Source organism: Nonomuraea endophytica, assembly GCF_014203235.1.
In the GTDB taxonomy this organism is placed as follows: domain Bacteria; phylum Actinomycetota; class Actinomycetes; order Streptosporangiales; family Streptosporangiaceae; genus Nonomuraea; species Nonomuraea endophytica.
Window position 1 is genome coordinate 58,522 of the sequence record NZ_JACHIN010000026.1, and the last position, 13,355, is coordinate 71,876.

Below are 13,355 nucleotides of genomic sequence, written 5' to 3' on the forward strand. Positions count from 1 at the left end.
CTGCTCATCGACCCCGCGGGCGCCGCGGGTAGCACACGGGGCCTCGCCGGCCGCGCTGGGGCTGATCGCCGGCTATCCGCGCATCCCCGCCCTGAGGTGAAGATGAATTCAAATTCACCCCGCGATAAGGGTTGCCGGCCCCGCTTCGCGGCCTCAAAATGAATCCGAATTCACATTCGCTGTGAGGGAGATCACATGTATCTCGTGGAGTCGTGTCGCATCCGCACCTCCGGCGCCCGCGCGGTGGAGCCCTTCCAGGTTGACGACCTGTCGCTGCTGGCCATCCCCCAGCTGGCCGTCGACATCCCGGGGCAGCCGCCTGGCATGAACGGCGGCGACAGCGACGCCGAGCTGCTGGTGCTCCGCCGTACCGGCGAAGGGTTCGAGCTTTTCCAGAGCCTTGAGGTGCCGGGCGGTGAGGACGCGGAGTTCTTCCGGATCGGCCCGCGGGCGTTCCTGGCGACCGCGAGCATCCGCCGCGGGCACGGCCCCTACGAGTTCAACGTGGACTCCCAGGTCTTCGAGTGGGACGGCGCCCGCTTCGTGCCCTTCCAGAGGGTTCCCGGCTTCGCGGCCAAGCAGTGGCGGCACTTCACGGTGGGCGATCAGCACTTCCTGGCCCTGGCGCAGGGGCTTCCGCAGCCGGGGACCCAGCCGTCGCGGATCTACCGGTGGCAGGGCGAGTCCTTCGAGAAGTTCCAGGAGATCACCTCGCTGGCCGGCTACAACTGGCACGCCTTCCGGGTGGCGGGTCACGACTTCCTCGCCCATGCCGATCATCTCGCCCCGTCCGTCCTGTATCGCTGGGACGGGGCGGGCTTCGCCGTACACCAGCAGCTCGCCGAGCAGCACGGCCGGGCCTTCGCCTCCTTCAGCGCGGACGGCGAGGACTACCTGCTGGTCGGCTGCATCCAGGGCCAGTCGCGGCTGCTGCGCTGGGACGGCGAGAAGTTCGCCGAGCACGCGGTGCTCGACGGGCAGGGCACGCGCGAGTTCGCGATCCTGCACGGCGAGCACGGGCTCTACGTCCTGCGCGTCAACTTCATCCACGGCACCCCGGCCGCGCCGACGACCGCGCTGTCCTCCCAGCTCTACCGCTGGCAGGGCGGCGGGCTGCAGGTCGTCGAGGAGTTTCCGACCACCGGCGGCACCGACGTGGCCGTGCTGGACGGCGACCTCGTGGCGGTCTCCAACGGGCTCAGCGCCGACGTGCGGTTCGCCGCCGAGAGCGTCGTCTACCGCTTCGCCGAGCAGGAGCAGCGGTGAGCGAGGAGTTCCTGCGGCTGTTCACCGCCTACACCGCCGATCCGGACAGCATCGGCAGGAAGCTGGGCCGCGCCGTCGCCGAGCGCTCGCGCAGCGACCCGCTGATCGTCGCGACCGCCACCGACATCGCGCTCTATCCGGGAGACGGCAAGCCGCCCACGGTCGAGGGGTTCCGGATCTCCACCAGAGGCTTCAAGGAGCTGACGGCGGTCTCCCACCTCGGGCCGGCCGTGGCCTCCCTGGTCAGGCTGCGCGCGCTGGGCGAGGAATCGTGGCGGGAGTCAGCCGAGCGCCTGCTGGCCGAGGTCAAGGCCACCCGCGCCGCCAACAGCCCCGAACTCTGGGCTGAGCGGATCGCGGTCGAGGCCTACCGGGGCAGGGAACACGAGATCGCCGCCATGGTCGACCAGGCGTGCGCGGCGACCACCCGCTACCTCACGGCGGTGCTGGAGGACGAGGAGTACCTCACCCCCGAGACCCTGCGGCGCGACTACCTCGACGACGGCGTCAACTCGATGATGGTGGCCACGTTCTTCCTGGTCAGCATGGACATCAGCTTCCGCATCACGCGCTGGTTCATCGAGCGGGACGTGCCCTGGGAGCGGGCCATGGTGGTGATCGCGGGCAGGCAGGGCCGGCCGACCGCGGGCGTCACCTGGAACACCAGCAGCGTGGCCACGATGATCCTCGCCGCTTCGCGCGGCCGGCTCCCGCTGGACCGGGTCTACATGGCCCCGCACGCGCCGACCTTCTCCACGGTGAAGGACGGCGATCTCACCGAAGTGATCGTGCTGGAGGACGACCTGCGCACCCTCTGGTGCGGCACCAGGGCCACGGTCGAGCTCGGCGCGGTGATGTTCGACGGCTATCCGAGCTACGCCCCTGGCGGTCTCACGCTCCCGGACGTCTCCGACCCCGGTGTCACCGAGGTCAGCGAGATGCCCGCCATCCACTCCGCCGACGACATGCGGGCGCTGGTGACCAGGCTCCGCATCGTGCTGGAGGACCCGAGGCAGCTGCTGTCCAGCTGCGTCACCGACTTCGCCACAGCCTCTCTGGCCGCGGCGGGGAACGACCCCACCCAGGTAGTGGTGCCTGGGCTGAACACCCCCTGAGAGCGAACCATGACCATCGACCGACGCTCGTTCCTCATCGGCGCATCACTGCTGCCTCTCGTCACCGCATGCGGTGCGTCAGGCTCCTCATCCTCCTCCACGGCGGCTCCACTCAAGATCGGCGCATCGCTGCCGCTCACCGGCCCGGCCGCGGACGTCGCCGACCCCGGCTACAAGGGCTACCAGGTCTGGCAGAGCCAGATCAACGCGCGCGGCGGGCTCCTGGGCCGCAAGGTGGAGTTCGTCATCCTCGACGACGGCTTCGACCAGAACACCGTGGTCTCCAACTACAACCGGCTGATCAGCCAGGACCGGGTGGACCTGCTGATCGGCACGTTCTCCTCCTTTCTCAACCTGCCCGCCTCCACCGTCGCCGACCGCAACCGCATGCTCTACATCGAGCCGTCGGGCGGGGCCGCGGACATCTTCTCGCGCGGCCACACCCGGCTGTTCTTCAGCCAGCCCGGCACGACCGACACCGCTCACCGGCCGTTCGCCGGTTATGTGGAGGGTCTGAAGGAGCGGCCGGCCACCGCGGCGTACCTGCACCAGGACGACCCCAGCACCGACGTGCCCGTCCAGAATCTGCGCAAGACCTTCGAAGGACTCGGCATCAAGACCGTCTACGGGCAGAAGTACCCGCCGGACACCAAGAACTTCGACGCGATCGCCAACGCGATCCGGCAGGCCGACCCCGCGCTGGTGGTGCACGGCGCGCTGGAGCTCGACGGCGCGGCCGTGGTGCAGGCCATGCAGCGGGTCGGCTTCACGCCCCCGATCCTCTACCAGACCAGGGCGCCCTCCAGCGTCAACACCTACCCGAAGGCCATCGGCGCCACCAACACCGAGGCCATCTTCACCGCGGGCAGCTGGCACCCGGCCGCCAAGTACCCCGGCAACGCCGAGTTCGTCGCCGACTACCGCAAGCAGTTCAGCCAGGAACCGAGCGAGGACGCCGCCAACTCCTACACCGCGGTGCAGGTGCTCCAGGCCGGAGTCCAGGCCGTGGGCAAGCTCGACCAGGACGCGATCGCGGCCTGGCTGCACGCCAACCAGGTGGACACCATCGTCGGCCCGCTGAAGTGGGACAAGCGCGGGGTGCCCGACGGGAGCCTGCTCCTCATGCAGTGGCAGGGCGGCAAGCTGGAGGTCGTCGCGCCCGCCTCGGCCGCCACCGTCCCGTCCGCGATCGCCGCCAAGCCGAACTGGGCGACCTGATGCAGGCGGTGCTCTTCGGCCTGCTCGTCGGCGGCGTGTACGCCCTGGCCAGCAGCGGTCTGACGCTGATCTTCGGCGTCATGCGGATCGTCAACCTGACGCACGGCGCGCTGCTCATAGCCGGAGCGTTCCTCACCTACACCATCTGCGCGGCGACGGGCGTGGACCCCTTCGCGACGATCCCCGTCGTCGGCGCGGTGCTGTTCGGCCTGGGCTGGCTCATCCACCGGCTCGTCGTCCAGCGGGCCGAGCACGGCGGCGAGGGCACCGTCATCCTCTCCACGCTCGCGCTCGCCATGATCCTGGAGGGGGTCATCATCCTCATCTGGGGCCACGAGCCGCACTCCGTGGCCACCTCCTACGCCCGCTCGTCCTTCCGGATCGGCGACCTGGTCTTCCCCGCCGCCCAGGTGTACGGCTCCGCGTGCGCGCTGGTCCTGCTGGCCGCGCTGCACACGCTGCTCAACCGGACCTGGCTGGGAAGGGCGGTGCGCGCCGCGACGGCGAATCCCCAAGGCGCCGAACTCGTCGGCATCCGGGTGGAGCGCATCAACGTGGCCGCCTTCGCCCTCGGGGCCGCGCTGACCGGCGCGGCGGGCTCCATCCTCGCGGTCCTGTCACCCTTCACCCCGGACTCCGGGGATCAGTGGATCGGCCTGGGGCTGGCCATCGTGGTCCTCGGCGGCATGGGCAGCCTCGGCGGCGCACTCGTCGGCGCCCTGGCCCTCGGCGTGATCGAGACGCTCACGGCCACGTACGGATCGCCCGCGTGGGCCACCGCCATGCCGTTCGCCGTCATCGTGCTGACCCTCCTGCTGCGCCCGCAGGGGATCTTCGGCGTTCGCGTTCGAGAGGACGTGGTCAGCGCATGAGGATCATGGTCATCGGGGCCGGCTGCGCCGTCCTCGCCCTCATGCCCGTTCTGTGGGGCGACGCCTACTACCTGAACATGCTCATCCTGATCTTCCTGCTGGCGATCATGGCCAGCTCCTGGAACATCATGGGCGGCTACACCGGCTACATCTCCCTGGGACAGAGCGCGTTCCTGGGAGTGGGCGCCTACACCACCGCCATCGCGGCCGACGCGTGGTCGATCTCCCCGTTCCTGGCCGCTCCCCTGGGCGGCCTCGTCGCCGGAGCGCTCGCCGCCGTGCTCGGCCTGGTCACCTTCCGGGCGCGCGGCAACGCGTTCATCATGATCACTTTCGCGATGCTCTACCTGCTCGGCATCGTGGCGCTGAACTGGACGTCGGTCACGAACGGCAACGACGGCATGGTCCTTCCCGCGCTGACCTGGAGCAGGGACTACGCGCTCTGGCCCTTCTACTACGGCCTGCTCGGCCTGCTGATCCTGACATTGCTGATGTCGCGGGCGATCGCCTCATCCCGCTTCGGCCTCGGACTGACGGCCATCCGCGAGGACGAGGAGAAGGCGGCCGGCATCGGGGTCCACACCTCGGCCGCCAAGCTCGCCGCCTTCGTGGCCAGCAGCGTGCCGATCGGCGTCGCGGGCGGCGTCTATGGCTACTACCTGGGATTCCTCGACTCCAGAGCCATGTTCAGCATCGTCACCAGCATCATGATCGTGCTCGCCGCCCTGCTCGGCGGCACGGGCACGCTGTGGGGTCCCGTGCTGGGCGCGTTCCTGCTGGAGCCGTTCTCCCAGCTCACCAACCAGCTGTTCACCGGCCCGGCCGCGGGCGCCTGGCGGCTGATCGTCTTCGGCGGGTTGCTCCTGGCGATCCTGCTCTTCCTGCCCAAAGGCATCATTCCCGGAGTACGGCAGGCGCTGGCCAGAGGAAGACCGGCGGCCGTGGGCAAACGCCTGACCCTCACCGCGGTCCCCTCCTGGCTCGCGGTCGGCGACGGCGCCCGGCTGGAGGCCCGCGACGTGCGCAAGCGCTTCGGCGGCCTCACCGTCCTGGACGGCCTGGGCCTCACCGTCGAGCCCGGCTCGATCACCGGGCTGATCGGGCCGAACGGGTCCGGCAAGACGACGCTGTTCAACCTGATCGACGGCGCGATGAAGCCGGACAGTGGCACGATCCTCCTGGACGGCCGGCGGATCGACGGCTCCAGCCGGTGGGTACGCAGCCGCTCGGGGCTGGGCCGTACGCACCAGATCACCAGGTTGTTCCCGAAGTTGTCGGTGCTGCGCAACGTCGTCGCCGGATCCAACGGGTCCTGGGCGGCCCCGGCGATCACCGGAGCCCAGGCGGCCAGGGGCGCGGAGCTCCTCGACCTCGTCGGGCTCGCCGACTACCGTGACCTGCCCGCGGGCGAGCTCTCCTACGGCCAGCAGAAGCTCATCGAGCTGATCCAGATCCTCATGCTCCAGCCCCGCCTGGTGCTGCTGGACGAGCCGGCCGGCGGGATCAACCCGACGCAGATCGAGCAGATGGGCGCGCTGATCCGCGAGCTCAACAGGACCGGGACCACCTTCCTGATCGTCGAGCACAACATGCCGTTCGTGCTGGGGCTCTGCGACACCGTCCACGTCCTGGCGGGCGGCCGCCGGATCGCCTCCGGCACGCCGCAGGAGGTGCGGAGCGACCCGCTAGTGCTGGACGCCTACCTGACGGGAGCGAGCCAATGATCTCGATGACCGGCGTCTACGCCGGGTACGGCGGCGGCGACGTGCTGCAGGGGCTCGACCTGGAGCTCGCGCACCGCTCCGTGACCTGCATCGTCGGCCCCAACGGCGCGGGCAAGTCCACCGTCCTGCGGACCATCAGCGGCCAGCTCGCGCCACGTCTCGGCCAGATCCGCTTCGGCGGCCACGACATCGCCGGTCGGCACCCCGCCCGGCTGATCAAGGCGGGAATCGTCCAGGTGCCGCAGAAGAACGGCCTGTTCCCGGCGATGACCGTGGAGGAGAACGTGCTTCTCGGCGGCTACCTGCGCCGCCGGGAGAAGGCGTACCTGCGCGGGCGGTACGCCCAGCTCGCCGAGCGATTCCCGCTCATCGCCGAGCGGGCCGGCGACCCGGCGGGCAACCTGTCCGGCGGCCAGCGGCGCACCGTCGAGTTCGCCAGGGCGCTCATGCTCGAACCGGCGCTGGTGCTGCTCGACGAGCCGTCCCTGGGACTCGACCCGCGCTCGCTCGGCCTGGTCGGCGACACCGTGAACACGATGCGCGAGAGCGGCATCACCGTGCTCATCGTGGAGCAGAACGTGCGCTTCGGACTCGGGATCGCCGACCGGGGCGTCGTCATGGAGAGCGGGCGCGTGCTCATGGCCGACTCCGCCAAGACCATCCTGGACGACCCGGAGATGGGCGCGCTCTTCCTGGGCGGTGCCCCGTGAGCGCCTTCCTGGACCGGCTGCGGCAGGGGGTTCCGACGCTCATGCTCGGGATTCGCGGCAGCCGTACCTCCGAGATCGTGCGGATGGCGCACGCGACCGGCCACCACGCGATCCTGGTCGACCTGGAGCACTCCCCCATGTCCACCGACGTGGCCGCCCAGCTCTGCTCGGCCGCCGACAGCCTCGGGATGACGGCGCTGGTGCGGGTGCCGGAACGCGAGTACGGCATGATCGGCCGGCTGCTGGACGGCGGCGCGCACGGCATCGTCGCGCCGCGGATCGAGACCGCGGAGGAGGCGCGGCTGGTCGCCCGTGCCTGCCGCTTCCCGCCGCGCGGGCAGCGCTCGCAGATCGCCCAGGCGCCGAGGTACGGCATGCGGCCGATGCCGGCCAGGGAGCTGAACCCGGCGCTGGACGAGGAGGCGATCGTGCAGATCCTCATCGAGACCCCGGCGGGAATCGCCAACGCCGCCGCCATCGCCCGGGTGGACGGCGTGGACATGCTCGCGATCGGCGTCAACGACCTCACCGCCGAGCTGGGCGCGCCCGGATCCTACGACGATCCCGGCGTGGCCGAGGCGATCAAGACCGCCGCCGCGGCCTGCCGCGCGCACGGCAAGCTGCTGGCGATCGGCGGCATGCCCGCGACCGGTCTGGCCGGCGTCTGCCCGCTCCGCATCACCGGGATGGACTCGGCCCTGCTTTACCAAGCCATCGATGCCGCCGCGAAGGACGCGTCATGACACCCCTCCAGACCACGCCCATGCGGGCCGCGACGAGCAATACCCTGCCCCGCTTCACGCTGCCCGGGTTGAGCTGCGACGCCCATTTCCACGTGTTCGAGCCCGGCTACAACCATGTGCCCGACCCGCTCTACACCTTCCCCGATGGAACGCTCGACCAGTACCTGCGGCTGGCCGACTGGCTCGGCGTCGAGCGGATGGTGCTGGTCCAGCCGACCTTTTACGGCACCGACAACACCCTGCTCCTCGACGTGCTGCGCAAGGTGGGACCGCACTGCCGCGGCGTGGTGCGGATCGAGGACTCCGTGAGCGACGCGCAGCTCGACCGCTTCCACGAGGCGGGAGTGCGCGCGATCAGGCTCGACCTGTTCGCCCGCGCCACGTGGCCGGCCGACGAACTCATCGCCTACATCCGCGCGATGGCCCTGCGCGCCGGGCGGCGCGGCTGGCACCTGCAGTTCTACACCCCGGGCGCGGTCGTCAAGACCCTGCTGCCGTTCCTGACCGAGCTGGAGCACCCCTTCGTCATCGACCACATGGGATACGGGATGGACCTCGACGGGCTGCTTCCACTGCTGGCGGGCGGGCACTGCTACCTCAAGCTGTCGGCCCCCTACCGGCTGAAGACGGACGTGGAACCGCTGGCCCGCGCCCTGGTCGAGGCCCGCCCCGACCGGCTGCTGTGGGGCTCGGACTGGCCACATCTGCCGGACGGCCAACGCGACACCGGCGCGCTGCTGAACCTGCTGGCCGACTGGGCGCCCGCCCCGGAAGATCGTCACCAGATCCTCGTCGAGGCGCCGGGACGGCTGTTCTATGAGCAGTAATCTCGTGGGCGGGAGGAATCTGGTGAAGTCCAAGCGCACCGAAGCAGAGCTCAAGGACGCCGCACGGCGGCTGCTGACCCGCAAGAGCTATGCCGAAATCAAGATCACCGATATCACCGCGGAGGCGGGAAAGGCGGTGGGCTCGTTCTACCGCTACTTCGAGGACAAGGACGCCCTGCTCACCTCGCTGGCCGACGACTTCCAGACGGCGCTGCGCTCCCACGTGGTCGAGCAGCTCGGCCACGAGCACCGGCTCTCCACGACCGACGACATCCGCCACCACGTCCGCGCCTACTGGGACACCTACCGCGAGCACCTCCCGGAGATCGTCGGCATCTTCCAGGCGTCCATGTCCAGCGGTACCTTCCGCCACATCCACGAGGAGCTACGCCAGCGGCACGTGGAGCACTGGACGCGGCACATCCGCGACACCGACAGCCCGGCGGCCAAGAGCGAGGAGAGCGCCCGGCTGGCCGCCTTCGCCATCACCTGCATGCTGGAGTCCTTCTGCTACCACCGCCTCGCGCAGAGCCCGGGAGGCGACGACGACGAGGCCATCGAAACAGTCACCCAGCTGATCGCCCGAGGACTGCTGGGGTGACCCCGCCGGTCAGGTGCCGCACGGCCGCTGTCACGGCTGGGCGGGCACGCTCTGACCCTCGCGGAACTCCGCCAGCACGGCCTCGCGGACCTCGGCGGGGAGGCGGTCGATGTAGAGCATGCCGTTGAGGTGGTCGGTCTCGTGCTGGAGGCAGCGGGCCAGCACTCCGGTCCCGTGTACGGTCACCGGCTCGCCGGCCACGTCGAACCCGTGACAGGTGGCCAGGTCGGGACGGCCCACCGCGGCGCGTGGCCCCGGCACCGACAGGCAGCCCTCGTCGCCCCGATCGACGTTGCGGTCCTGGGCGGCGGGTAGCTCCAGGGCCGGGTTGACGATCACGCCCTTGCGGTAGACGTCGTCGGCGTCCGGGCAGTCGTACACGAAGACGCGCAGGTCCACGCCGATCTGGTTGGCGGCCAGGCCCACGCCTTTGGCGGCGTACATGCTGGCGAACATGTCCTCGACCAGGAGGGCCAGGTCGTCGTCGAAGCGCTCCACCGGGCGGCATGGTGTGTGCAGCACCGGGGTGCCGAGGAGGGTGATGGGGCGGGCCGTACCGGTCATGCGCAAACCGCCTTGGTCAGGGGAGCGGAAGGGTCAGCGGACAGATCGAGCGCGGCGGCCGGATGCCCGGCCTCCACCAGCAGATCGCCCACGGCCGCGATCATAAGGCCGTTGTCGGTGCACAGCGCGGGCGGCGGGACACGCAGGGCCAGTCCCGCGGCGGCGCATCGTTCGGCGGCGACCTCGCGCAGGCGGGCGTTGGCGGCCACGCCGCCGACGATCACCAGGGTGTCGATGCCGTGTTCCAGGCAGGCGGCGACGGCCTTGCGGGTGAGCACGTCGACCACGGCTTCCTGGAAGGAGGCGGCGACGTCCGGGACGGACAGGTCTGGTTCCCGCTCGACCTGGCGGGCCACGGCGCTCTTGAGTCCGGAGAAGGAGAACCTGTAGCCCTGGCCGAGCATGGCACGGGGGAAGGCGATGGCGGCGCGGTCGCCGTCGAGGGCGGCGCGGCTGACGGCCGGGCCGCCGGGGTAGGCGAGGCCGAGCAGGCGGGCGACCTTGTCGAAGGCCTCTCCGGCCGCGTCGTCGACGGTGTCGCCCAGGTGGACGATCGGGTCGCGGGCCAGGTCGCCGAGCAGCAGCAGCGAGGTGTGGCCGCCGGAGACGATCAGGGCGATCGAGCGGGCGGGCAGCGGGCCGTGTTCCAGGGTGTCGGCGGCGACGTGCCCGGCCAGGTGGTGCACGCCGTAGAGCGGCTTGTCCCAGCCGAAGGCGAGCGCCTTGGCGGCGGCCAGGCCCGTCTGCAGCGCGGTCGCCAGCCCCGGACCCGAGGTGACCGCGATCGCGTCGATCTCGCCGGGCTTGACCTGGGCCTGCTCCATGGCCGAGAGGAGACACGGGGTCAGTGATTCCAGGTGCGCTCGGGCGGCGATCTCGGGAACGACGCCGCCGAAGCGGGCGTGCTCGTCCATGGAGGAGGCCAGCGCGGCGCCCAGCACACGCCCGTCGGCGACCACGCCCACGCCGGTCTCGTCGCACGAGGTCTCGATCCCCAGGACTACGGCCACACCGCCTCCTTCTCGCGAATAGTTTGCAACAACAAATATTATGCGGTCCATGAGAACGGCTGAGGTCAAACGGCGCTTCCTTGATCACTTTTCCGCCGCCGGGCACACAGTGGTGCCCAGCGCTCCCCTGCCCGCCGATGATCCGACCCTGTTGTTCGTCAACGCCGGGATGGTGCCGTTCAAGCCGTACCTGCTCGGGCAGGTGAGCCCGCCGTACCCTCGGGCGGCCAGCGTGCAGAAGTGCGTCAGGACCCTCGACATCGAAGAGGTCGGCAAGACCACCAGGCACGGCACGTTCTTCCAGATGAACGGCAACTTCTCCTTCGGCGACTACTTCAAGGAAGAAGCCATCCGGCTGGCCTGGGAGTTGTCCACCGAGGGTTACGGACTTGACCCCGAGCGGATCTGGGCGACGGTCTACCACGAGGACGACGAGGCGTACACGATCTGGCGGGACGTGATCGGGCTGCCCGAGGAGCGCATCGTGCGCCGAGGGAAGAAGGACAACTTCTGGTCGATGGGCGTGCCGGGCCCGTGCGGTCCGTGCTCGGAGCTGTACTACGACCGCGGCCCCGCCTACGGCCCCGAAGGCGGGCCCGAGGTCGACGAGGACCGCTACCTGGAGTTCTGGAACCTCGTCTTCATGCAGTACGAGCGCGGCGAGGGCACGGACAAGGAGGACTACCCGATCCTCGGCGAGCTGCCCGCGCGCAACATCGACACCGGCATGGGCCTGGAGCGCGTGGCCGCGCTGCTGCAGGGCGTGGACAACATCTACGAGATCGACGAGATCAAGCCGATCCTCGACGCCGCCGCCACGCTGACCGGCGCCCGCTACGGCGCGAACAAGGCCGACGACGTACGGCTGCGCGTCGTCGCCGACCACGTCCGCACCGCGCTGATGATGATCTCCGACGGGGTCACCCCGGCCAACGAGGGCCGGGGCTACGTGCTGCGCCGGATCCTGCGCCGGGCCATCCGCGCCGTCCGCCTGCTCGGCCACGACGGGCCGGTGCTGCCCGAACTGCTGCCGGTGGCACGCGACCGCATGGCGCCCTCCTACCCCGAGGTGGCCGCCGACTTCGAGCGCATCTCCGCCTACGCCTACGGCGAGGAGCAGGCGTTCGACGCCACGCTCCGGCAGGGCAACGCCGTCCTCGACCGGGAGCTGTCCCGGGCCGGGACGGCGCTGCCCGGCGCGACCGCCTTCCAGCTCCACGACACCTACGGCTTCCCGATCGACCTGACCGTGGAGATCGCCGCCGAGCGCGGCCTGGAGGTCGACGTCGACGGCTTCCGGCGGCTCATGGACGAGCAACGGCAGCGCGCCAAGCAGGACGCGCGGGCCAAGAAGCGGGGCCACGCCGACACCGGCCTCTACCGCGACGTGCTCGACCGATCCGGGCCCACCGAGTGGCTGGCCTACCAGAGCCTCGAAAGCGACTCCGCCGTCGTGGCCATCCTGCGTGACGGTCTGCCCGCCGAGAGCGCCGGTGAAGGCGAGATCGTCGGGATCGTGCTCGACCGCACCCCCTTCTACGCCGAATCCGGCGGCCAGGACAGCGACGCGGGCACCCTGACCGGCCCCTCGTTCACCGGCGAGGTCATCGACGTGCAGCGGCCGGTCAAGGGGCTGATCGTGCACCAGGTACGGGTCACCGGCGGCTCCGTCGGCGTCGGCTCCGCCGTACACGCCGCGGTGGATCCCGAGTGGCGGGTCGGCGCGCGGCAGGCGCACTCCGGCACCCACGTCGTGCACGCGGCGCTGCGTGAGGTGCTCGGCCCGGCGGCCCTGCAGTCCGGCTCCTACAACCGGCCCGGCTACCTGCGCCTCGACTTCTCCTGGCGCGGCGGCCTGTCGGCGGCGGCGCGCAGCGAGGTGGAGGAGGCGGCCAACCTCGCCATCCGGCGCGACCTGCCGGTCGAGGTGCGCTACATGTCCCTTCCCGAGGCCCGTTCGCAGGGCGCGCTCGCGCTGTTCGGGGAGACCTACGACGACGAGGTCAGGGTCGTGGAGATCGGCGGCGCATGGTCGCGCGAACTGTGCGGCGGCACCCACGTCGACCACTCGGCCCAGATCGGCTCGATCGCCCTCACCGGCGAGTCCTCGGTCGGCGCCGGGCAGCGCCGGGTCGAGGCGGTCACCGGCCTGGAGGCCTTCCGTTACCTGGCCCGCGAGCGCGACCTGGTCTCCCGGCTGGCCGAGCAGCTCAACACGCCCCGTGCCGAACTGCCCGATCGGATCGGCGCTCTGGTCGAGCGGATGAAGCAGGCCGAGCGGCAGGCGCAGGAGTTGCGCGAGCGGCTCCTGAAGGCCGAGTCGGTCGCGGTGGCCGACGCCGCCCGCGACCTCGGCCCGGCGCTGCTGGCCACCGCCAGGACCGACCTCGACCCTCGGGTGCTGGCCGAGCTGGTCCGCGACCGGCTGGCCGGGCGGGCCGCGGTCGTGGCGGTGAGCTCGCCCGGCGGGTTCGTCGTGGCGCTGAACCAGGAGGCCCAGAAGGCGGGACTGTCGGCCGGTGTCCTGGTCAGGACGGCGCTCGACGGCAAGGGCGGTGGCAGCCCGGCGCTCGCCCAGGGCAAGGCGCCCGCCGACGTCGACACCGCACTCGCGACGATCGCCGAGCTCGTTTCCCGGGCCGGGTGAGCCCGGCCATCCCCTTCCTGAGCCGGTGAGCTGGGCGGCCATCAGCGCGGTGTCTGCA

Annotated in this window: 12 protein-coding genes; 10 read left to right on the forward strand and 2 right to left on the reverse strand. The window is 70.7% G+C overall.

The window, feature by feature from the left end:
* Positions 1–195: 195 nt before the first annotated feature.
* The 9 genes from HNR40_RS50910 to HNR40_RS50950 are packed head-to-tail and all read left to right on the forward strand — an operon-like array spanning position 196 to position 9,076.
* Complete coding sequence (locus tag HNR40_RS50910; RefSeq protein ID WP_184975411.1) at positions 196–1,266, forward strand: hypothetical protein; 1,071 nt, start codon at positions 196–198, stop codon at positions 1,264–1,266.
* Positions 1,263–2,381 carry a DUF5624 domain-containing protein gene (locus HNR40_RS50915; protein ID WP_184975413.1) on the forward strand — a complete coding sequence of 373 codons (1,119 nt, stop codon included), beginning with the start codon at positions 1,263–1,265 and terminating at the stop codon, positions 2,379–2,381. Before HNR40_RS50910 ends, HNR40_RS50915 begins: the two co-directional genes overlap by 4 nt.
* Before the next feature lie 9 nt (positions 2,382–2,390).
* Entirely contained in the window at positions 2,391–3,599 is a 1,209-nt protein-coding gene (locus HNR40_RS50920; protein ID WP_184975416.1) for an amino acid ABC transporter substrate-binding protein, read from the forward strand.
* Entirely contained in the window at positions 3,599–4,471 is an 873-nt protein-coding gene (locus HNR40_RS50925; protein WP_221341840.1) for a branched-chain amino acid ABC transporter permease, read from the forward strand. Before HNR40_RS50920 ends, HNR40_RS50925 begins: the two co-directional genes overlap by 1 nt.
* Complete coding sequence (locus tag HNR40_RS50930; protein WP_184975419.1) at positions 4,468–6,195, forward strand: branched-chain amino acid ABC transporter ATP-binding protein/permease; 1,728 nt, start codon at positions 4,468–4,470, stop codon at positions 6,193–6,195. The genes HNR40_RS50925 and HNR40_RS50930 overlap by 4 nt, the downstream gene beginning before the upstream one ends.
* Entirely contained in the window at positions 6,192–6,905 is a 714-nt protein-coding gene (locus HNR40_RS50935; RefSeq protein WP_184975422.1) for an ABC transporter ATP-binding protein, read from the forward strand. The genes HNR40_RS50930 and HNR40_RS50935 overlap by 4 nt, the downstream gene beginning before the upstream one ends.
* The gene (locus HNR40_RS50940; protein WP_184975425.1) at positions 6,902–7,648 is read left to right on the forward strand and encodes an HpcH/HpaI aldolase family protein; all 747 of its coding nucleotides are present in this window, start codon (positions 6,902–6,904) and stop codon (positions 7,646–7,648) included. The genes HNR40_RS50935 and HNR40_RS50940 overlap by 4 nt, the downstream gene beginning before the upstream one ends.
* Positions 7,645–8,475 carry an amidohydrolase family protein gene (locus HNR40_RS50945; RefSeq protein ID WP_221341841.1) on the forward strand — a complete coding sequence of 277 codons (831 nt, stop codon included), beginning with the start codon at positions 7,645–7,647 and terminating at the stop codon, positions 8,473–8,475. Before HNR40_RS50940 ends, HNR40_RS50945 begins: the two co-directional genes overlap by 4 nt.
* 22 nt (positions 8,476–8,497) lie before the next feature.
* Positions 8,498–9,076 (forward strand): TetR/AcrR family transcriptional regulator, encoded by a 579-nt coding sequence (locus HNR40_RS50950; RefSeq protein WP_184975428.1) that lies wholly within the window; start codon positions 8,498–8,500, stop codon positions 9,074–9,076.
* A 30-nt stretch (positions 9,077–9,106) separates the two neighbouring features.
* Here HNR40_RS50950 and def read toward each other — a convergent pair whose 3' ends face one another.
* Both def and tsaD read right to left on the reverse strand, forming a co-directional pair.
* Positions 9,107–9,640 carry a peptide deformylase gene (def, locus tag HNR40_RS50955; RefSeq protein ID WP_184975431.1) on the reverse strand — a complete coding sequence of 178 codons (534 nt, stop codon included), beginning with the start codon at positions 9,638–9,640 and terminating at the stop codon, positions 9,107–9,109.
* Positions 9,637–10,701 (reverse strand): tRNA (adenosine(37)-N6)-threonylcarbamoyltransferase complex transferase subunit TsaD, encoded by a 1,065-nt coding sequence (tsaD, locus tag HNR40_RS50960; protein WP_184975435.1) that lies wholly within the window; start codon positions 10,699–10,701, stop codon positions 9,637–9,639. Before tsaD ends, def begins: the two co-directional genes overlap by 4 nt.
* On the opposite strand from tsaD, the gene alaS reads away from it, so the two are divergent.
* Positions 10,700–13,297 (forward strand): alanine--tRNA ligase, encoded by a 2,598-nt coding sequence (alaS, locus tag HNR40_RS50965; protein ID WP_184975438.1) that lies wholly within the window; start codon positions 10,700–10,702, stop codon positions 13,295–13,297. The two genes, tsaD and alaS, sit on opposite strands and share 2 nt — an antisense overlap.
* Positions 13,298–13,355 lie beyond the last annotated feature (58 nt).

What these genes read in the sequence shown, in the direction of transcription:
- HNR40_RS50945 (WP_221341841.1), top strand. Translation starts at nt 7,645, where the DNA reads ATGACACCCCTCCAGACCACGCCCATGCGGGCCGCGACGAGCAATACC.
- tsaD (WP_184975435.1), bottom strand. Translation starts at nt 10,701, where the DNA reads ATGGACCGCATAATATTTGTTGTTGCAAACTATTCGCGAGAAGGAGGC.
- def (WP_184975431.1), bottom strand. Translation starts at nt 9,640, where the DNA reads ATGACCGGTACGGCCCGCCCCATCACCCTCCTCGGCACCCCGGTGCTG.
- HNR40_RS50930 (WP_184975419.1), top strand. Translation starts at nt 4,468, where the DNA reads ATGAGGATCATGGTCATCGGGGCCGGCTGCGCCGTCCTCGCCCTCATG.
- HNR40_RS50935 (WP_184975422.1), top strand. Translation starts at nt 6,192, where the DNA reads ATGATCTCGATGACCGGCGTCTACGCCGGGTACGGCGGCGGCGACGTG.
- alaS (WP_184975438.1), top strand. Translation starts at nt 10,700, where the DNA reads ATGAGAACGGCTGAGGTCAAACGGCGCTTCCTTGATCACTTTTCCGCC.
- HNR40_RS50910 (WP_184975411.1), top strand. Translation starts at nt 196, where the DNA reads ATGTATCTCGTGGAGTCGTGTCGCATCCGCACCTCCGGCGCCCGCGCG.
- HNR40_RS50925 (WP_221341840.1), top strand. Translation starts at nt 3,599, where the DNA reads ATGCAGGCGGTGCTCTTCGGCCTGCTCGTCGGCGGCGTGTACGCCCTG.
- HNR40_RS50920 (WP_184975416.1), top strand. Translation starts at nt 2,391, where the DNA reads ATGACCATCGACCGACGCTCGTTCCTCATCGGCGCATCACTGCTGCCT.